General features: G+C 70.3%; 17 protein-coding genes and 2 riboswitches. Of the genes, 14 read left to right on the top strand and 3 right to left on the bottom strand.

The genetic code is table 11. From position 1 onward, the window contains the following. Nucleotides 1–59: 59 nt before the first annotated feature. From N787_RS12665 to N787_RS12620, 10 genes are all read left to right on the top strand, one after another. Nucleotides 60–1,190: a PDZ domain-containing protein gene (locus tag N787_RS12665; protein WP_169742308.1), complete on the top strand. Its 1,131-nt coding sequence runs from the start codon at nucleotides 60–62 to the stop codon at nucleotides 1,188–1,190. A gap of 145 nt (nucleotides 1,191–1,335) precedes the next feature. Next, a complete protein-coding gene (locus N787_RS12660; RefSeq protein ID WP_156969029.1) occupies nucleotides 1,336–2,358 on the top strand; it encodes a hypothetical protein in 1,023 nt (340 codons plus the stop codon). Continuing rightward, complete coding sequence (locus N787_RS12655; RefSeq protein WP_034214731.1) at nucleotides 2,355–3,326, top strand: hypothetical protein; 972 nt, start codon at nucleotides 2,355–2,357, stop codon at nucleotides 3,324–3,326. The genes N787_RS12660 and N787_RS12655 overlap by 4 nt, the downstream gene beginning before the upstream one ends. 105 nt (nucleotides 3,327–3,431) lie before the next feature. Beyond that, nucleotides 3,432–3,527: riboswitch (yybP-ykoY riboswitch) on the top strand. 93 nt (nucleotides 3,528–3,620) lie between these two features. Beyond that, nucleotides 3,621–4,187: a TMEM165/GDT1 family protein gene (locus N787_RS12650; RefSeq protein ID WP_034214727.1), complete on the top strand. Its 567-nt coding sequence runs from the start codon at nucleotides 3,621–3,623 to the stop codon at nucleotides 4,185–4,187. Between the two features lie 76 nt (nucleotides 4,188–4,263). After that, entirely contained in the window at nucleotides 4,264–5,397 is a 1,134-nt protein-coding gene (locus N787_RS14495; protein ID WP_052575452.1) for a GGDEF domain-containing protein, read from the top strand. Between the two features lie 66 nt (nucleotides 5,398–5,463). After that, nucleotides 5,464–6,756, top strand: a complete 1,293-nt coding sequence (locus N787_RS12640) for a NupC/NupG family nucleoside CNT transporter (protein ID WP_034214724.1) — start codon at nucleotides 5,464–5,466, stop codon at nucleotides 6,754–6,756. 83 nt (nucleotides 6,757–6,839) lie between these two features. Beyond that, entirely contained in the window at nucleotides 6,840–7,802 is a 963-nt protein-coding gene (locus tag N787_RS12635) for a ribokinase (protein WP_034214722.1), read from the top strand. Nucleotides 7,803–7,886: 84 nt separating this feature from the next. Beyond that, on the top strand, nucleotides 7,887–8,222 hold the full coding sequence (locus N787_RS12630) for a YegP family protein (RefSeq protein WP_034214720.1): 336 nt from the start codon (nucleotides 7,887–7,889) through the stop codon (nucleotides 8,220–8,222). A 41-nt stretch (nucleotides 8,223–8,263) separates the two neighbouring features. Further along, a complete protein-coding gene (dusB, locus tag N787_RS12625) occupies nucleotides 8,264–9,262 on the top strand; it encodes a tRNA dihydrouridine synthase DusB (RefSeq protein WP_034214717.1) in 999 nt (332 codons plus the stop codon). Between the two features lie 113 nt (nucleotides 9,263–9,375). Beyond that, entirely contained in the window at nucleotides 9,376–11,220 is a 1,845-nt protein-coding gene (locus N787_RS12620; protein ID WP_052575451.1) for a serine hydrolase, read from the top strand. 33 nt (nucleotides 11,221–11,253) lie between these two features. On the opposite strand, the gene N787_RS12615 is transcribed toward N787_RS12620, so the two are convergent. The 3 genes from N787_RS12615 to olsF form a co-directional block, all read right to left on the bottom strand. Beyond that, nucleotides 11,254–12,300: a metal-dependent hydrolase gene (locus N787_RS12615; RefSeq protein WP_034214716.1), complete on the bottom strand. Its 1,047-nt coding sequence runs from the start codon at nucleotides 12,298–12,300 to the stop codon at nucleotides 11,254–11,256. A 134-nt stretch (nucleotides 12,301–12,434) separates the two neighbouring features. After that, nucleotides 12,435–13,244, bottom strand: coding sequence for a UDP-2,3-diacylglucosamine diphosphatase (locus tag N787_RS12610; protein WP_034214714.1), 810 nt, complete (start codon nucleotides 13,242–13,244; stop codon nucleotides 12,435–12,437). Beyond that, entirely contained in the window at nucleotides 13,244–14,965 is a 1,722-nt protein-coding gene (gene olsF / locus N787_RS12605; RefSeq protein WP_084590798.1) for a bifunctional ornithine lipid synthase OlsF, read from the bottom strand. Before olsF ends, N787_RS12610 begins: the two co-directional genes overlap by 1 nt. 196 nt (nucleotides 14,966–15,161) lie before the next feature. Here olsF and metK point away from each other — a divergent pair, with 196 nt between their 5' ends. From metK to ahcY, 4 genes are all read left to right on the top strand, one after another. After that, nucleotides 15,162–16,397, top strand: coding sequence for a methionine adenosyltransferase (metK, locus tag N787_RS12600; RefSeq protein ID WP_034214713.1), 1,236 nt, complete (start codon nucleotides 15,162–15,164; stop codon nucleotides 16,395–16,397). 190 nt (nucleotides 16,398–16,587) lie between these two features. Then, entirely contained in the window at nucleotides 16,588–16,857 is a 270-nt protein-coding gene (locus N787_RS12595; RefSeq protein ID WP_034214711.1) for a YlcI/YnfO family protein, read from the top strand. Continuing rightward, the gene (locus N787_RS12590; RefSeq protein ID WP_034214709.1) at nucleotides 16,854–17,162 is read left to right on the top strand and encodes a type II toxin-antitoxin system RelE/ParE family toxin; all 309 of its coding nucleotides are present in this window, start codon (nucleotides 16,854–16,856) and stop codon (nucleotides 17,160–17,162) included. The genes N787_RS12595 and N787_RS12590 overlap by 4 nt, the downstream gene beginning before the upstream one ends. A 106-nt stretch (nucleotides 17,163–17,268) precedes the next feature. Further along, nucleotides 17,269–17,356: riboswitch (S-adenosyl-L-homocysteine riboswitch) on the top strand. Between the two features lie 74 nt (nucleotides 17,357–17,430). Next, nucleotides 17,431–18,855 carry an adenosylhomocysteinase gene (gene ahcY, locus N787_RS12585; protein WP_034214708.1) on the top strand — a complete coding sequence of 475 codons (1,425 nt, stop codon included), beginning with the start codon at nucleotides 17,431–17,433 and terminating at the stop codon, nucleotides 18,853–18,855. Nucleotides 18,856–18,989 lie beyond the last annotated feature (134 nt).

Below are 18,989 nucleotides of genomic sequence, written 5' to 3'. Positions count from 1 at the left end.
AACCTGACCCCGTTTTTCCTTTGAGGAATGCCCGCATGAAGCTTCGAATGGTGTCACTGATGATCGCCGCTGCCCTGCTGCCCGCCGCTGCGTTCGGCGCCGATGCGCCGAAGGACGAAGCCGCCGCCCGCGCCGAGCTGGAACAAGCCCGCGCCGAACTGGCGCGCAGCGCGCGCCGCGTCGCCGAGCTCAGCCGCGAGCTGGGCGAGTCGGACGGCGTGCGTGCGTATCGCCAGGCCATCGTGGTCGGCCCCGGCGGCAACCTGCTGGACGTGGACGACCTGCGCATCAACCTGTCGGAAGCCGGCGAAGGCCTGCGCCGCCCGGGCGTCGGCATCGTCATGGCCGAGAACGAAGCCGGCCCCGGCGTGCGCATCGCCGCCGTCACGCCCGACAGCCCCGCCGCCAAGGCCGGCCTCCGCAGCGGCGACGTGCTGGTGCGGGTGGACGGCAAGGCCCTCGACCAGCGCGGCGAATCCGCCATCACCCAGGCCCGCGAGTCGCTCGGCGGCCTGAGCAAGGGCCAGAAACTGGCGCTGGGCTACACCCGCGACGGCAAGCCGGGCACTGCCAACGTGGTGGTGGACGACATCGGCCGCGTGATGGTCTTCAACCGCGCGGACGGCGCCGTCGCCCGCGCGCTTGCCTTCGAGCGCGCCGAGGGCACGCCGCTGATCGACCCGGGCGTGGCGATCGAGATCGAACGCCTGCGCACCGCCCCCTGCGCGCCAGGCAGCGAGGACTGCCAGCTGCCCGTGCTCAGCCAGGCCTTCCGCTGGAGCGGCCTGAACCTGGCCTCGGTGGACGCCAAGCTGGGCCGCTACTTCGGCACCGACCGCGGCGTGCTGGTGCTCAGCGGCGGCGCCGGGCTCGACACGCTGGAACCCGGCGACGTGATCCAGCGCATCGAGGGCGACGCCGTCGCCACCCCGCGCGACGCCATGCGCGCGCTGCGCGAGCAGGACGCGGGCGAAAAAGTGAGCGTGCAGGTGCTGCGCGACCGCAAGCCGCGCACCGTCGAAGTGACCGTGCCCGACGCCCCGCCGCTGCGCTGGTTCGCCCCGCCGCCCCCGCCCGCGCCGCCGGCACCGCCGGTGGCCCCGACGCCGCCCACCCCGCGCACGCCCGCCGCCGCCCCGCCGGCGCCTCCGGCCCCGCCCGCACCGCCCAAGCCCCTCACCGCGATCTGACGCATGCCTTTGTGGGAGGGACTTCAGTCCCGATGCTCTGTGGCGAAAAGCATCGGGACTGAAGTCCCTCCCACAGTCCGTTGGTTGCCACGGGACGCGGTAGCCGGTTTACTTCCCGCTCCCCGTCGCCCGCAGGCCCCCGAATTTGACGAGCCGCCTCCGCCGCGCCCCCGCGCTCCTGCTGGCCGTCGTCCTGTGCATCGCCGCCCTCCGCGCGTGGTGGCCAGCGTCCGCACCCCTCGACTCCCCTCGACCCGCCGCGTCGCCTGCGGCAGTCGATGGCGCGTCCGCGCCACCCGCCACGGCCTCCGCACCGAAAACACCACCACCGGGTGAACCCACGCTTCCCCGCGCCAGCGAAACCACGCTGGCCGACATCGCCCCCGCCCTGAAGGCGCGCGCCGATGCCGGTGACGCCCGGACCGCCTGCCGCTTGGGCACGGACCTGTTGCGCTGCCAGTTCCTGGCCCAGCTCGATGACGCGCAGCTCGAGCGACTGGCCAACCAGGAACGTGCGCACGCGGAAAAAGGAAAGCTGGAACAGGCCAACGAGGCCGCGACGATGCTGCTTCGCCACGCCGAGCTGAAGCGGACCTGCGCCGGGCTGGACGACGACCTCATCGCGCGCGGCGCGCATTACCTGCGCCAGGCCGCGCTGGCCGGAGAGCCCGACGCCGTGGTGCGGTACGCCACGGGCGGCACCTTCCGGATCACCGGTTCGAATGCCTACCTCACCACGCCCGAATTCGAGCAATGGCGGCGCGAAGCCCCGGCCATGGTCCAGCGTGCACTGGAGGCCGGCCAGCCCGGCGCCGTCCTGCTGATGCTGGAGACGCATTCGACGAACTATTTCCTGCCTTGGTTGACGCCGCACGACCCGGACGCCGCCGAAGCCAGCCTGGCGCTGGCGCGCCGCGTGTTCGGCGAGGATTTCGACGCCAGCCGGTTCGACATAAAGGTCCGCGACGATCCGCGCCACCGCGCCGAGGCCGAGCGCCGGGCGGCGGAAATGCACGCGCGGCACTTCGATGGCGAACCGCAGGATTTCGCGCGCGCCGCGCATGGCCTGGTGCCGCTGCATGACGCCCATGGCTTCAACAAGTGGCCGCGGCCGGGCTTCACGGTGCCCGTGGGCCAGGGCTGCCTGCCGCAGGAGGGCCTGCGATGACGCCGCGCACCCGGCGCAGGGTCGGCCTCGCGGCGGTGCTGGCGCTGGTGGCCCTGGCGCTGTGGCTCAACTGGCCGGCGAAGGCGCCGCAAGGACCGTCCTCGGCGGCACGCGCCGCCGCCGACGCCGAGCCGAAGGTTGCCGAGCCACCGCCTCCCGCTGCACCGGGCACCGAAGTCGTGGCGATCGAGCCCCTGCCACCGGAAAACGCGCCGCTGGCTGGCGTCATCGCCCCGCTGGCCGCGCGCGCCGATGCCGGCGACCGCAAGGCCGCCTGCCGGCTCGCGATGGAATTGCTTCGTTGCGAACAGCTCGAGGACTACGCGTCGATAATGACGGCGCCGAGCGATCCGCCGAAAGACGAAGACGCCGCGACGGGAAAGCAGCGCAGCGCCGTGCAGGACTACATGGCGCGCGAGCGCACCTGGATCCTGGAGCGGCTGGAGCAATGCGAAGCCGTGCCCGCTGCCCTGCTGAGCGAAGGCCCGCGATACCTGGAGCAGGCGGCCCTCGCCGGCGAGCCGGAGGCCATGGTCCGCTACGCCGAGGGCCACCACTGGCCCCCGTCCGGCCGCGGCATGATGGTCGGCCAGGACTTCGACCGCTGGCGCCGCAACGCGCCCGGCATGATGCAGCGGGCACTGGAACGCGGCTATCCGGGCTCGGCCTTCCTGCTGATGATCGCCTACAAGGACGACTTCGGCTTCCACGCGGCCCTGGTCCCCAACGACCCTTATCAATCCATGGTGATGAACCTGCTGCACGCCAGGCTATACGGAAGCCGAGGCATGACCGGCCTTTACCGGGACATGGACGCCGCCTCCCAGGCCCGGGCCACCCGGGAGGCGGAAGCGATGCACTTGAGGTACTTCCAGGGTCGGACCTTCAGCGGCTACCCGTATCCGTTCCCCGCCTACGCACAGCCGCTGACTGGCCAGGCCACCCACGACTTCTGCCGCGACCCCTGAGCGGCCCCTGTGGGAGGGACTTCAGTCCCGATGTTCCGGAGCGAGAAGCATCGGGACTGAAGTCCCTCCCACAGGTTTTTGGCCAGCGGGTATACTGTGGGCGCTTTCCCTGGCTTCGGGGAGTAGCCCAGGCCCTCCGGGCCGCCTCGCATCAACATACTTGGCGATCGCCATGGTGCGCGGGCAAGGCAAGCGCCTTGCGGGCAAGACCGAAGGCCAGCGCGTCGCGAACCCGGGCCGGGCCGCGAGGCGCCGGCCTTCGTCCAAACCGCGTCCCGGCCCCGGAGTCATTCATTGGACGCTCTCTACATCTCCACCTTCGCGGTCGCCATCGCTGAAATCGGCGACAAGACCCAGCTGCTCGCGCTGATGCTGGCCGCGCGCTACCGCAAGCCCTGGCCGATCATCGCCGGCATCCTGGTGGCCACGCTGGCCAACCACGGTCTCGCCGGCTGGATCGGCGCCTGGGTCACCGAATTCGTCAGTCCCGAGGTGCTGCGCTGGGCGGTGGTGCTGTCCTTCGCCGCCGTGGCGGCCTGGGCGCTGGTGCCGGACAAGCTCGAGGACGGCGAGGTGAAGGCCTCGCGGTTTGGCGCCTTCCTGGCCACCACGATCGCGTTCTTCATCGTCGAGATCGGCGACAAGACCCAGGTGGCGACGGTGGTGCTGGCCGCGCAGTACTCGCCGCTGTGGCAGGTGGTCGCGGGCACCACGCTGGGCATGGCCATCGCCAACGTGCCGGTGGTGCTGCTGGGCGCGAAGTTCGCCGCGAAGCTGCCGCTGAAGGCCGCCCGCTGGGCCGCGGCCGCGCTGTTCGCGGCGCTGGCGCTGTGGGTCGCCCTGCGCGGCCTGCCGGGCTGAGCCGAAACCCGGCCTGACAGCGCGCCAGCGGCCCGGCTATGCTCCGGCCAGTTCTTGACAGGCCACGACCCCCCGCGTGAGTACCCTGCGCGAAACCTTCGAAGACCTGGCGGCCTCGCTGCGCCAGCCGCCAGACGAGATCCTGCTGGAAGTCGGCGCGGGCGGCGAACTGCTGGTGGCGCACCTGCGCGTCGGCGTCGCCAGCCTGCTGCTCCTGCTGCCCCTGCTCAACCGCTGGGCCGGCGGCACCCTGCACGAAACCCTGGCCGGCCTGGTCGGCGCGCTGCTGGCGCTGGGACTGAGCGCGCTGTGGCTGCGCCTGGCCCGGCGGCCGCGGCGCGTCGCCGGCCTGGCCACCGTCACCGCGGCCTCCGACGTCACCATGGTCACCCTCGTGCTGGCGCTGCTGTCGCTGGAATCCCCCGTGGCCGCGATCAACAGCGCCGTGGTCTGGGGCTGCTACCCGCTGGCCATCTTCGCCACGGCGCTCAGGCACGACGTCCGCGTCACCCTGTTCGCCGGCGCGCTGGCGATGGTTCAGAGCGGGCTGCTGTGGGCCGCGGTGGTGGCGCTGGCCGAGGGGCCGCTGGTCTCGGCCGCCTACGGCACCGTCAGCACGTCCACCCAGGTGCAGCGCCTGGTGCTGCTGCTGGCGGTGACGCTGGTGACCGCGATGGTGGTGTTCCGCGCCCAGCGCCTGACCCAGTTCTCCGCCACCGACGGCCTGACCGGCCTGCCCAACCGCAACTACCTCAACACCCGCGTGCCGCAGCTGGTGCGCGACGCGCGGGCCAACGGCCACACCGTCAGCCTGGCGCTGGTGGACCTGGACAACTTCCGCCACATCAACGCCGAGCTGGGCCACCTGGCCGGCGACCGCGCCCTGCGCCACGCGGTGAAGGTGCTGCGCAAGGAGCTGGCGCGCGAGGAGCCGATGATCCGCGTCGGCGGCGAGGAGTTCGTGCTGGTGCTGCGGCTGCCGATCGGGGCGGCCTGGGAGCGGCTGGAGGTGTTGCGGCGCAAGCTCGAGGCCGCGCCCTTCCTGCCCGAGGCCGGCGTGGAGCCGCGCCGGATGACCCTCAGTGCCGGCCTCGCCAGCTGCCCGCAGGACGCCAACGACCTCTCGGGCCTGATGAAACGGGCCGACCAGCGCCTCCAGGTGGCCAAGCAGGCCGGCCGGAACCGGGTGGTGGCCCGCGACGAGGGCTGAGCGCGCCTTGCCCGGGCGGGGGGCCTGCTCTACCCTGCCGCATCGTCCCGGGGGTTCCTTCGCTCAATGATCACCAGCATCCTGTTCGGCCTGTTCGGCCTGTCCGTCCTGATCTTCATCGCCTGGCTGTTCTCCAACAACCGGGGTGCGGTGGACTGGCGCCTGGTGCTGACCGGCATCGCCCTGCAGGTCGGTTTCGCCGCGCTGGTGCTGCTGGTGCCGGGTGGCCGCGACGTGTTCGACGCGCTGGGCAACGGCTTCGTCAAGATCCTCAGCTTCGTCGGCGAAGGCTCGAAGTTCATCTTCGGCAACCTGATGGACGTCAACACCTACGGCTTCATCTTCGCCTTCCAGGTGCTGCCCACCATCATCTTCTTCGCCGCGCTGATGGGCGTGCTCTACCACCTGGGCGTGATGCAGTTCATCGTGCGCGTCATGGCGCTGGCCATCACCAAGGTGATGAAGGTGTCGGGCGCCGAGACCACCAGCGTCTGCGCCAGCGTCTTCATCGGCCAGACCGAGGCGCCGCTCACGGTGCGCCCCTACATCGGCCGCATGACCGAATCCGAGCTCATCACCATGATGATCGGCGGCATGGCCCACATCGCCGGCGGCGTGCTGGCGGCCTACGTCGGCATGCTCGGCGGCGGCGATCCGGCCGAATCGGCCTACTACGCCAAACACCTGCTGGCCGCGTCCATCATGGCCGCGCCGGCCACGCTGGTGATCGCCAAGCTGCTGATCCCGGAGACCGGCAACCCGCTCACCCGCGGCACGGTGAAGATGGAGGTCGAGAAGACCACCAGCAACATCATCGACGCCGCGGCCGCCGGCGCGGCCGACGGCCTGCGCCTGGCGCTGAACATCGGCGCGATGCTGCTGGCTTTCATCGCCCTGATCGCGATGCTGAACTGGCCGCTGACCTGGATCGGCGAAGTGACCGGCCTGGCCGAGGCGCTCGGCCGCCCGACCGACATGGCTACCCTGCTGGGCTACCTGCTGGCCCCGATCGCCTGGGTGATCGGCGTGCCGTGGCAGGACGCGACCACCGTCGGCGGCCTGATCGGCCAGAAGATCGTGCTCAACGAGTTCGTGGCCTACCTGCAACTGGCCGAGATCGTGAACGGCAACGTCGAGGGCGTGGCGCTGACCGACAAGGGCAAGCTGATCGCGACCTATGCGCTGTGCGGCTTCGCCAACTTCAGCTCGATCGCGATCCAGATCGGCGGCATTGGCGGCCTCGCGCCCGAGCGTCGCCAGGACCTGGCCAAGTTCGGCCTGCGCGCCGTGCTGGGCGGCACCCTGGCCACCTTCATGACCGCCACCATTGCCGGCGTCCTCACCACCCTCGGCGCCTGATCGATTTTGTAGGAGGGCCTTCAGGCCCGAAGCCCTTCGCCAGAAAGCTTCGGGCCTGAAGGCCCTCCTACAGGAGATTGCGAATGTCCAACGTCGTCGTCGTGGGGTCTTACAACCAGGACTTCGTCTGGACGACGGACCAACTGCCGGCGCCCGGCGCCACGCGCCTGGGCACCTTCGCCGGCGGACCCGGCGGCAAGGGCTTCAACCAGGCCGTTGCCGCCGCGCGGGCGGGCGCCCGCACGACCTTCATCACCGGGCTCGGCGCGGACGACACCGCGGCCGGCGCGCGATTGCTGGCCACCGCCGAAGGCATCGACCTGCGCGACGAGGTGCACGCGGGGCTCGCCACCGGCACCGCCGGCATCTTCGTGGATGCGTCCGGGCGCAACGTCATCGTGGTCGCGCCCGGCGCCAACGCCGCGCTTTCCTCCGGTTTCGTCCGGTGCCAGGCCGACGCCTTCGGAAGTGCCCGCGTGGTGCTGGCCCAGCTCGAAGTCGACGCCGAGGCCGTGCAGGCCGCGCTCGACGCCGCCGGTGCCGCCGGCGCCCTGGCCATCCTCAACCCCGCGCCCGCGAACGCGCCCACCACCGACACGATGCTCGCCGTCGCCGACGTGCTGACCCCGAACGAAACCGAGTTCGCCGCCATGCTGGCGCGGCACGAGGGCCGCGAGGTCGACCCGGACACGCTGGCGGCATGTCCCAACGCCGAACTGCACGCGTTGTGCCGCGCACTGGCGCCCCGCGCCACCGTGGTGATTACGCTGGGGGCCGCGGGCGCCTTCGTATCGCACGGCGACTCGCTGCGCGGCGACGGCGCCAGCGCGTACCGGGTGCCGGCCGAGCCCGCGAAAGCGGTGGACACCACCGGCGCGGGCGACGCCTTCAGCGGCGCCCTCGCGGCCGCCCTGGCCCGGGCAACGACCGACGCCCCGTTCGCCGACGCCGTGCGTTTCGCCACGCGGTTCGCGTCGCGCTCCACCGAACGGCATGGGGCGGCGCTGGCAATGCCGAGGCTTTCGGAGCTCATCGCGTCCGGCTAGCGGCCCTAACCGGGCAAGAGAATTTAACCTCGCGGTAACGCCGCCCTGCCTAGTCTGCCCCTTCACCTGCAAGGAGGAGACGACATGGCCGGCAAGTTCGAAGTCAGCAAGCGCGCCAACGGCGAGTTCCAGTTCAACCTCAAGGCCGGCAACGGCCAGGTGATCCTGTCCAGCGAGGGTTACGCCGCCAAGGCGTCCTGCCTCAACGGCGTCGAGTCGGTGCGCAAGCACGCGACGGCCGAGTCCAACTTCCATCGCCACGAGGCCAAGGACGGGCGCCACTACTTCACCCTCAAGGCCAGCAACGGCCAGGTGATCGGCCAGAGCCAGATGTACGCCGACACGGGCGGCCGCGACAACGGCATCCGCTCGGTGATGGACAACGCCCCGGGCGCCACCGTGGACGACACCATCGACTAGGCCCCGGCAGCCGACGCACGGGGCGGCTAGAATGCCGCCCCATGCAGATCGGCCCCCATCGCATCGAACCGCGCGTGGTGCTGGCCCCGATGGCCGGCGTCACCGACAAGCCCTTCCGGATGCTGTGCAAGCGCCTGGGCGCGGGGCTGTGCGTGTCGGAAATGACGATCTCCGATCCCAAGTTCTGGCACACCAACAAATCGCTGCACCGGATGGACCACGCCGGCGAGCCCGACCCGATCAGCGTTCAGATCGCCGGCACCGACCCGGTGATGCTGGCCGAGGCCGCGCGCTACAACGTCGACCACGGCGCCCAGCTCATCGACATCAACATGGGCTGCCCGGCGAAGAAGGTGTGCAACACCTGGGCCGGTTCGGCCCTGATGCGCGACGAGCCGCTGGTGGCCCGCATCCTCTCGACCGTGGTGGCCGCGGTGGACGTGCCGGTGACGCTGAAGATCCGCACCGGCTGGGCCGCGGACCAGAAGAACGCGCTCACCATCGCGCGCATCGCCGAAGACAGCGGCATCGCCTCGCTGGCGGTGCACGGCCGCACGCGCGACCAGCACTACACCGGCCAGGCCGAATACGACACCATCGCCGCGGTGAAGGCCGCGCTGCGCATCCCGGTGCTGGCCAACGGCGACATCGATTCGCCCGAGAAGGCGGCCTTCGTGCTGCGCCACACGGGCGCCGACGCGGTGATGATCGGTCGCGCCGCGCAGGGCCGCCCGTGGATCTTCCGCGAGGTCGCGCACTACCTCGCCACCGGCGAGAAGCTGCCCGAGCCGACGCTGCAGGAAGTGCGCGACGTGCTGCTGGGCCACCTCGCCCACCTGCATGCCTTCTACGGTGACGTCGCGGGCGTGCGCATCGCGCGCAAGCACCTGGGCTGGTACGCGAAGGATCGCCCGGAGAACGCCGCCTTCCGCGCCGTCGTCAATCGTGCCGACGACACCGAATCGCAGCTCCGGCTGACGCGCGAATACTTCGACGCGCTGGTGGCCGGCGTGCCCTGGGATGCCGCGGCCGCAGCGTAAGAAATTTCTTACGCGGCAAGGGGCAAGGCCGGAATCCGCGCCACACGCCGTTCATTGGAGAGCGCACGATCGCGACGGGCGCATCCCCTGTTCGCCACCCCCGGAGCCCCCCCATGAGTCCGCACACCCCCGTTGTCCCCGCGACGGCCGACCGGCCGTCCCCGTGGCGCGCGCTGCTCGCCGCCGCCCTGCTGTTCGCCGCCACCGCCCCCGCGCTGGCGTCGGAATGGGTCGCACGCCACGGCCTGACGCCCGCGCAATACCAATCCGCCTTCGAGGAATTCACCGGCAAGGGCTTCCGCCTCGTATCGGTGAGCGGCTACGACGGCGGCCGCGGCCAGGCCCGCTACGCCGCGGTCTGGAAGAAGCAGGCCGGCCCGGCCTGGGCCGCGCGCCACGGCCTGAGCGCCGAGCAGTACCAGGCCGCGTTCAACCAGTTCAACCAGCAGGGCTACCGGCTGACCTTCGTCAACGGTTACGCGGTCGGCAACACCGCGCAGTACGCCGCGATCTGGACCAAGTCCGGCGGGCCCGCGATGGCCGCGCGCCACGGCCTCACCGGCGCGCAGTACCAGGCGGCGGTGACCGAGCTGTCCGGCCAGGGCTATGCGCTCAAGCACGTCAGCGCCTACACGGTGGGCAACGCGCCGCGCTTCGCCGCGATCTTCGAGAAGGGTGGCCCGGCCTGGGTCGCGCGCCATGGCCTGACCGCGTCGCAGTACCAGGCGGCGTTCGACGAGTTCACCGGCCAGGGTTATCGGCTCAGCGTGGTCAGCGGCTACCGCGACGGCGGCAGCGACCGCTACGCCGCGGTCTGGACCAAGGCCGGCGGCCCGCAGTGGTCGGCGCGCCACGGCACGCCGGCGGCGCATTACCAGTCGGTGTTCGACAACCATCGCTACCAGTCGTGGGAGCCGGACTACGTCGAGGCCTTCAACGGCCAGGACGGCGTGCGCTTCAACACGATCTGGCGCAACACCACCTTCGCCGCCAAGGACCTGAAGCTGATCGAGGACAAGGCGCGCGCCTACATGCGCGCCAATGACATCCCGGGCCTGTCGATCGCGGTGATGCGCAACGACAAGCTGGTGTACGCGGCCGGCTTCGGCGTGGCGGACAAGGACAGCGGCATGCCGGTCAGCCCGCGCCACCGCTTCCGCATCGCCAGCGTGTCCAAGCCCATCACCCACGTCGCCGTGGTGAACCTGGCCAACACGACCTCGCTGGAGCTGGGGGATCGCGTATTCGGCGACAACAGCATCCTCGGCGGCACCTTCGAGACGCCGGACAGCAACCCGGACATCGAGGACATCACCGTCGACCACCTCATCCGCCATCGCGCCGGCTTCCGCCGCATCAACGCCGACGGCGCCAACAGCGACCCGATGTTCGACTACAGCGGCACCGGCCATGCGGGCCTGATCAACTGGGCGCTCGAGGAATACCCGCTCGGCTACACGCCCGGCACCGCGCCGGCCAACCTCACCGGCCAGGACCGCTACTCGAACTTCGGCTACTGCCTGCTGGGCCGGGTGATCGAGGCGCGCAGCGGCAAGAGCTACGAAGCCTACGTGCGCGACACCCTGCTCACGCCCGCCGGCGCCGGCGACATCGTGATCGGCGGCGACAAGCTTGCCGACCGCAAGCCGGACGAGGTGGTCTATTACGGCAGCGGCGCCTACTCCAGCGTCAAGCCGCAGCGCTTCGACTCGCACGGCGGCTGGATCGCGCGCCCGATCGACCTGCTGCGCTTCATGCGGCACACCGACGGCATCCTGGCGCCGTACTACCACAACGGCGCCATGAGCGGCACGCTCGCCACCTACGACCAGCGCGCCGGCGGTTTCGGCCTGGTGGCCGTGAGCAACACCCGCGGCGGCAGTCCCGACGACATGAAGGCGATGATGGATTCGATCGCTGACGAAGTCAGCAACTGGCCCGCGATCGACTTGTTCTGACCGGTAAGGCGTTGCCGCGCGCCGCCTTGCCGGCTAGCGCGCGGCCTGGGTCGCCGCCCCGTCCGCTTCGGGCGCGGGCGGCGCCTCCCAGATCCGGTGCCACAACTGCGAGAGCAGTCGCTCGGTTTCCCAAGGCCAGCTGACCTGCTTCGGCGGAATCTCCCGCCAGCGCAGGCCATCGCGCTCGGCCACGACGAAGCGGAAGGTGTAGTCGGGCTCGGCGCCCATGCGCAGGTCGCTGAGCACCAGCTGGCGATCGCGCACCTCAGCCTTCATGAAGGCGTGGTTGAACCAGAGCAGGCGCTGCACGGCCGGGTAGTCGGCGACGCGGGCCAGCGATGCGGTATCGGACGAGTACTTCCGGAAAACCATCGGCCCGGAGTCCGCCACCAGCGAACGCTCGCCCTCCAGGAAGCCGTCCGGCGTCATCACCACCACCCGCCACAGCAGCGTGTTGAACGGCATCGGCACCGAGAAGCGCGGCGCATCCTGCAGGCCCATCGTGGCGAGCGTCCGCTCGGCCTGGCGATCCACCAGCCACTTCGCCGTCAGCGACCAGCCGATGTAGGCGGTGCTCAGCGCCAGCCCGACCACCAGCGCCTTGCGCGCCGCGTCGCGCTCGCGCCAGGACCAGGCCAGCGCGCAGGCCACCAGCAGCGGCAGCGTGTACAGCGGGTCGATGATGAACAGGCTCGACCACATCGCCGGCGACACCGGGATCGGCCACCACAGCTGCGTCCCGTACACGGTGAAGGCATCGAGGATCGGATGCGTGACCAGCGCCAGCGCGATCGCCGCGAACCATCGCCCCGGCGATTCGGCCACCCGCCCGCCCAGCGCCCGGAACCCGGCCCAGACCAGGAAGGCCAGCGGCAGCAGCACGAACAGCGAATGCGAGGGCCCGCGATGCCAGGTCATCATCGCCACGGGGTCGAGCCCGAACGGCAGCATCGCGAAGGAATCGAGGTCGGGCAGCGTGCCCAGCGCGGCGCCGGCCAGCAGCGCGGCGCGGCGGTGGCCGGCGGGGGCAACGGCCGCCGCGAGGGCGCCGCCGAGGACGATCTGGGAGAGGGAATCCATGCCTGGATGCTAATCGACGATGCGGTCGCCGTGGCGTGACGCGGCGGTGACGCGGTGGCTGCATCGGACACCGGCGCGCATTCCACCACGAACACGCCCTCGCCTGCGCCGATTGGCGCGCGCCCTGCCCGGATTCAGGCCGCCTGCACCAGCGCCAGCCGCCGCACCGGCGCGCGCGGCGGCAGGCGCTCCAGCTCGGTGCCGTCGTGGCGCAGCAGCACCAGGCTGCCGTCGGCATCCTCCGCCAGCGCCGTCAGGCTTTCGACCCAATCGCCGTCGTTGCCGTAGACCAGCCCGTCCACCTCGCGCAGCGCCGCGCGGTGGATGTGGCCGCAGAGCACGCCGTCGAGGCCGCGCCGGCGGGCGTCGTCCAGCCCGGCCTGCACGAAGCGGGCGATGTAGCGCTCGGCCGCCCCGCTCTGCCGCTTCAGGAAATCGGCCAGCGACCAGTAGCGCAGCCCGAAACGACGCCGCGCCCGATTGGTCACGCGGTTGCCGGCGAGGATGCGGTCGTAGAGCCAGTCGCCGAAGCGCACCTGGAAGCCGCCGAAGTGGGTGACCGCGTCGTAGTCGTCGCCGTGCGTCACCAGCAGCCGGCGGCCGTCGGCGAGCTGGTGGATGGCGCGGCGCCGCACCTGCATCGCCGGCAGCATCAGCCCGCAGAAGCGTCGGATCGGGCGGTCGTGGTTGCCGGGCACGTAGATCAGTTCGTTGCCGGCGCGCGCCAACTCGTGCAGCGCCTCCACCACCCGGTTCTGGTCGGCGCCCCAGGCGGCGCGCCGCTGGGCCATCCACCACAGGTCGACGATGTCGCCGACGAGGTACAGGCGCCGCGTGCTCAGCCCGTCGAGGAAGGTCGCCAGCTCGGCGGCATGGCAGTTGCGCGAACCCAGGTGCACGTCCGAGAGGAAGACCGCGCGTTGCCGGAGCGTCGCGGCGGCCATCACGCCGCCTCGCCCGCCGCCAGCGCCGCGGGCACCGGGCCGAGGTAGCGCTCGCGCTTGCGCGGCCGTACCCGCGACAGGTCCACTTCCACCAGCCCGTCCACCGCATTGTTGAAGGCCGGGTCCACGCCGAACGCGAGGAAGCGCGCGCCGCCGGGTTCGCACAGTTCGGTGTATTGCTTGTAGAGCGTGGGCACGCGCGTGCCGAGCGCGCCGAGGTTGGCCTTGAGCACGCGGAACGCCTCCTCGGCGCCGAGCTCGCCCCAGGCCGGCGGTGCGGCCAGGAAGCGGAACGGCCGGTTCGCCACCACTTCGCCGCGGTGGCCGCCGAAGTAGCGGTCGTAGTAGGCCACCAGCTGCTCGCGCGCCGCGATCGGCAGCTCGGCGCTGATCGTCACCGGCCCGAACAGGTAGCGCACGCCCGGATGCGCGCGCAGGTAGGCGCCGATGCCGAGCCAGAGGTAATCGAGGCTGCGCGTGCCCTGGTAGGCCGGCGCGACGAAGCTGCGGCCCAGCTCCATGCCCTGCGCCAGCCGCGGCAGCAGCTCGCAGGGGTAGCGGAACAGTGACGCGGTGTAGAAGCCCTCGCGGCCGCGCTCGGCCAGCACCCGCTCGCCGTCGGCGATGCGGTAGGCGCCGGCGATCTCCAGCGCCTCCGGGTCCCACAGCACCAGGTGGTCGTACCAGCTGTCGTAGGCATCGAGGTCGAGCTTGCGGCCGGTACCCTCGCCCGCCGCGCGGAAGGTCAGCTCGCGCAGGCGGCCGATCTCGCGCAGCAGCGGCGAATCGGTGTCGAGCCGGCCGGCGTGAATGCGCTTGCCGTCGGGCGTGCTGCCGAGCAGCGGCAGCTTCGCCAGCGCGTCCACGAGCAAACGCCGGTCGACCGCATGCACCAGCGGCTCGGGGCCTTTCGCCGCGGCCTCGCGGCGCGAGCCGATGGCGTACAGCGCCTGCCGCACCGAGGCCAGCGCGTTCGCCGGTGGCTGGTCGGCCTCGAGCGTCAGCGGCCGGCCGATGCGCAGCGCGATGCGGCTGCCCCGGCGCGCGAACAGCTCGCGCGGCAGCAGCGCCGTGCCCGCCGGCTTGAACAGCGCCGACGCGCCGTAGAACAGCGCCGAATTGCGCGCCCCGATCCGCACCGGCAGCACCGGCGCCCCGCTCGCCTTCGCGAAATGCAGGAAGCCCTTGCGCCAGCGCCCGTCGCGCACGCCCTGCAGGCCCAGCCGCGAGACTTCCCCGGCCGGGAACACGATCACGCACTCTTCCCGCGCCAGCGCCGCGTCCACCGCCGTCAGGCTGTCGGCGTCGGGCTTGCCCCCGAGGATGCGCAGCGGCAGCAGCAGCTCGCGCAGCGGTTCCACCGCGCCGAGGAAATCATTGGCCAGGATGCGCACGTCGCGACGGATGCCGGTGACCAGGTGCAGCAGCGCCAGCGCGTCCAGCGCACCGGAGGGATGGTTGGCGACGATCAGCACGCGCCCGGTCTGCGGGATGCGCTCGCGCTCGACCTGGTCGACGGTGTAGCGGACCCCGAGGTGGTCCAGCGCCGCCTCGACGAAGGCGTGGCCGCGCAGGTGGGCGTTGTCCGCGAGGAAGCGCTCGGCCTCGTCCAGCCCCGACCACTTGCCCAGCCCGCGCACCAGCGGCCGCGCCAGCCGACCCTGCGGGCCCTCGAACCACTTCGGATAGCGTTCGGCCAGGCGACGCTCGAGCTCGATCATGGACAGCCCCCGTGCTTGCGACGGCGGCAGCTTCGCGCCCGCGCCTGACAGCCCGGTGAAACCCCGGCGTCAGCGGGGTGACAGCCGGCTTAACCGGGAGGCAACATGGCGGGGCGCAGGATGCACCCGGGGGTCCGGGCGTGTATCATGCGCGCCCCACCCATCCTTTCATCTCAATCAAGGGATATAAGCGACGATGTCCAGCTACCTCTTCACCTCCGAGTCGGTCTCCGAAGGCCACCCGGACAAGATGGCCGACCAGATCTCCGATGCGGTGCTGGACGCGATCCTCGCCCAGGACCCGAAGGCCCGCGTGGCCTGCGAGACGCTGGTGAAGACCGGCGCCGCCATCGTCGCCGGCGAGATCACCACCAGCGCCTGGGTGGACATCGAAGCCCTGGCCCGCGGCGTGATCAACGACATCGGCTACGACAACTCGAACGTTGGTTTCGACGGCCACACCTGCGCCATCGTCAACATGATTGGCAAGCAGTCGCCCGACATCAACCAGGGCGTGGACCGCAAGAAGCCGGAAGAACAGGGCGCGGGCGACCAGGGCCTGATGTTCGGCTACGCCTGCAACGAGGCGCCGGAATACATGCCGGCCGCGATCTACTACGCGCACCGCCTGGTCGAGCAGCAGGCCAAGGTCCGCAAGGCCGGCAAGCTCAAGTGGCTGCGCCCGGACGCCAAGAGCCAGGTCACCCTGCGCTACGAGAACGACAAGATCGTCGGCCTCGACGCCGTGGTGCTGTCCACGCAGCACGACCCGAACGTCAAGCACAAGGACATCGTGGCCGGCGTCATGAAGCACATCCTCGAGCCCGTGCTGCCGAAGGCGTGGCTGAAGGCGCTGCCGAAGTCGAAGATCCACATCAACCCGACCGGCAACTTCGTGATCGGCGGCCCGGTGGGCGACGCCGGCCTGACCGGCCGCAAGATCATCGTCGACACCTACGGCGGCATGGCCCGCCACGGCGGCGGCGCGTTCTCGGGCAAGGATCCGTCCAAGGTCGACCGCTCGGCCGCCTACGCCGCGCGCTACGTGGCCAAGAACATCGTGGCCGCCGGCCTGGCCGACAAGTGCGAAGTTCAGGTCAGCTACGCGATTGGTGTCGCCGAGCCGACCTCGATCTCGGTCACCACCTTCGGCACCGGCAAGATCGGCGACGACAAGATCGAGAAGCTGATCCGCACCCACTTCGACCTGCGCCCGTACGGCATCACCAAGATGCTGGACCTGCTGCACCCGATCTACCGCCTCACCGCGTCGTATGGCCACTTCGGCCGCAAGCCGTTCCAGGTGACCTACACCGACGGCAAGGGCAAGAAGCACACCGCCACCGCCTTCTCCTGGGAGAAGACGGACAAGGCCGACGCCCTGCGCAAGGCCGCCGGCCTCGACAAGCCCGTCGCCAGCAAGAAGAAGTAATCGCCCTGCTCCCTCTCCCGCTACGCGGGAGAGGGCCGGGGAGAGGGAGAACGGGCCGCGAAAGCGGCCCGTTCTGCTTTCCGCAGCCGGAGCACCCAAGGCACCGCCGAGCGCCTGGCCCGCGAGCGCTTGTGCCCGACAGCGCGCGGGCGCAAGATGCGTCGCAAATGCAACGCAAGGAATCCCTTCCGTGAAGACCGCCACCATCCCCTCGCTGCGGGTCGCCCCCGAACTCCGTGAAGCCGCCGAAGACGTCCTACGGGAAGGCGAGTCGCTTTCCGGTTTCGTCGAAGCGGCCCTGCGTGCGCAAATCGAACAGCGCCGTACACAAGCGGACTTCCTGGCCCGCGGACTGGCTTCGCGCGAGGCCGCCAGGAAAAGCGGTCGCTACGTGCCGGCGGCGCAGGTGCTCGCCCGACTGGAAGCCCAGGTCAAGAAGGCCGGAAAGAGGAAGGAATGAGCTTCGAGGTCCGCTTCACGGAGGAAGCACTGGATGACCTCGAGCGCCTGAACGCCTTCAAGCTGCAGCAGGCCGGCTTCGACCTCGTGCAGGCCCGCGCCTCGCTGAAGGCCATCGATCGGGGCATCGCCCTGCTCGAGACTTCACCCTTTGCCTGCCGGCGCGCGGAAGGGGGCGATGCCTTCCTGCGCGAGCTCGTGATCGGCTTTGGCGCATCGGGCTACGTGGTCCTGTTCGAAATCGAGGATGCCGCAACCGTGACCGTCCTGGCCGTCCGCCACCAGCGTGAAGACGACTACCGCTGAGCGGGGCCTGCCCGCATTCATCCCTCCATCGCGAACTGGCGATACAATGGCGGCCGGTCTGTGAAGACCCGCACCCCCGGCAGCCGCCCCGCGGCCCGCCGGACCCTCCGCCGAGGGGCGCTGCAAGCCCGGTCCGCACCGCGGACAAGGGATCAGGCTCGGCTGAGGTTCCGTACCAACCGCGCCCGTTAGATTGAGACGGCCCGTCGGGGCTGAAGCCCCTCCCACAGGGGTCCCCGGCCGTCCCACACAACGGAGCAATACCCAAATGAACGCTGTGGTTAACCTCAAGAACGACTACAAGGTCGCCGACCTCTCGCTGGCCGACTGGGGCCGCAAGGAAATCGACATCGCCGAGCAGGAAATGCCGGGCCTGATGTCCATCCGCGAGAAGTACGCCGCCGCCAAGCCCCTCAAGGGCGTGCGCGTCACCGGCTCGCTGCACATGACCATCCAGACCGCCGTGCTGATCGAGACCCTGAAGGATCTCGGCGCCGACGTGCGCTGGGCCTCGTGCAACATCTTCTCTACCCAGGACCACGCCGCGGCGGCCATCGCCAAGACCGGCACGCCGGTGTTCGCCTGGAAGGGCGAGACGCTGGAAGAGTACTGGGACTGCACCCTCGACGCGGTCACCTTCCCGGGCGGCAAGGGCCCGGAGCTGGTGGTCGACGACGGCGGCGACGTCACCCTGCTGATCCACAAGGGCTACGAGCTTGAGAAGGGCGACACCGCCTGGGTCAACTCGCCCTCGGGTTCGCACGAAGAGCAGGTGATCAAGGACCTGCTCAAGCGCGTCGCCAAGGAGCGCCCGGGCTTCTGGACCAACGTGGTGAAGGACTGGAAGGGCGTCTCGGAAGAGACCACCACCGGCGTGCACCGCCTCTACCAGATGCTGGAAGCCGGCAAGCTGCTGGTCCCGGCCATCAACGTCAACGACTCGGTCACCAAGTCCAAGTTCGACAACCTCTACGGCTGCCGCGAGTCGCTGGCCGACGGCCTCAAGCGCGCGATGGACGTGATGCTAGCCGGCAAGGTCGCGGTCGTCTGCGGCTACGGCGACGTCGGCAAGGGCTCGGCCCATTCGCTGCGCGCCTACGGCTGCCGCGTGGTCGTCACCGAAATCGACCCGATCAACGCCCTGCAGGCGGCGATGGAAGGCTTCGAGGTCAACACGGTCGAGGCCACCCTGGGCCGCGGTGACATCTACGTCACCACCACCGGCAACAAGGACGTGCTGACGCTCGAGCACATGTCGCAGATGAAGGACCAGGCCATCGTCTGCAACATCGGCCACTTCGACAACGAGATCCAGGTGGACCGCCTGAACACCTCGGACGCCGTGCGCCTGAACATCAAGCCGCAGGTCGACAAGTACACCTTCAAGAACGGCAATGCGATCTTCCTGCTGGCCGAAGGCCGCCTGGTGAACCTGGGCTGCGCCACCGGCCACCCGTCGTTCGTGATGTCGAACTCGTTCGCCAACCAAACCCTGGCGCAGATCGACCTGTGGGCCAACAAGGACAGCTACGAGGCCAAGGTCTACATCCTTCCCAAGAAGCTGGACGAGGAAGTGGCCCGCCTGCACCTCGAGAAGATCGGCGTGAAGCTGACCACCCTGACCGACGAGCAGGCCGCGTACCTGGGCGTCTCGAAGGACGGCCCTTACAAGCCCGACCACTACCGCTACTGATCCACCGCTACCGCTTCACCCAAACGGGCGCCCTCGGGCGCCCGTTTTTTTAGGGCTTTTAGCCACTGATGAACACAGATGAACACGGATGGAGCGAAAGGCAGAGGTGGGGCTTCGCGGGATTCATTCGCTGG

It is taken from the genome of Arenimonas metalli CF5-1 (assembly GCF_000747155.1).
Taxonomy (GTDB): domain Bacteria; phylum Pseudomonadota; class Gammaproteobacteria; order Xanthomonadales; family Xanthomonadaceae; genus Arenimonas; species Arenimonas metalli.
This window is presented reverse-complemented; position numbering and strand designations above follow the sequence as displayed.

Coding starts and splice junctions, on each gene's coding strand:
- N787_RS12620 (WP_052575451.1), top strand. CDS start 9,376: ATGAGTCCGCACACCCCCGTTGTCCCCGCGACGGCCGACCGGCCGTCC.
- N787_RS12615 (WP_034214716.1), bottom strand. CDS start 12,300: ATGGATTCCCTCTCCCAGATCGTCCTCGGCGGCGCCCTCGCGGCGGCC.
- N787_RS12640 (WP_034214724.1), top strand. CDS start 5,464: ATGATCACCAGCATCCTGTTCGGCCTGTTCGGCCTGTCCGTCCTGATC.
- olsF (WP_084590798.1), bottom strand. CDS start 14,965: ATGATCGAGCTCGAGCGTCGCCTGGCCGAACGCTATCCGAAGTGGTTC.
- metK (WP_034214713.1), top strand. CDS start 15,162: ATGTCCAGCTACCTCTTCACCTCCGAGTCGGTCTCCGAAGGCCACCCG.
- ahcY (WP_034214708.1), top strand. CDS start 17,431: ATGAACGCTGTGGTTAACCTCAAGAACGACTACAAGGTCGCCGACCTC.
- N787_RS12610 (WP_034214714.1), bottom strand. CDS start 13,244: ATGGCCGCCGCGACGCTCCGGCAACGCGCGGTCTTCCTCTCGGACGTG.
- N787_RS12630 (WP_034214720.1), top strand. CDS start 7,887: ATGGCCGGCAAGTTCGAAGTCAGCAAGCGCGCCAACGGCGAGTTCCAG.
- N787_RS12635 (WP_034214722.1), top strand. CDS start 6,840: ATGTCCAACGTCGTCGTCGTGGGGTCTTACAACCAGGACTTCGTCTGG.
- N787_RS12665 (WP_169742308.1), top strand. CDS start 60: ATGATCGCCGCTGCCCTGCTGCCCGCCGCTGCGTTCGGCGCCGATGCG.
- N787_RS12655 (WP_034214731.1), top strand. CDS start 2,355: ATGACGCCGCGCACCCGGCGCAGGGTCGGCCTCGCGGCGGTGCTGGCG.
- N787_RS12590 (WP_034214709.1), top strand. CDS start 16,854: ATGAGCTTCGAGGTCCGCTTCACGGAGGAAGCACTGGATGACCTCGAG.
- dusB (WP_034214717.1), top strand. CDS start 8,264: ATGCAGATCGGCCCCCATCGCATCGAACCGCGCGTGGTGCTGGCCCCG.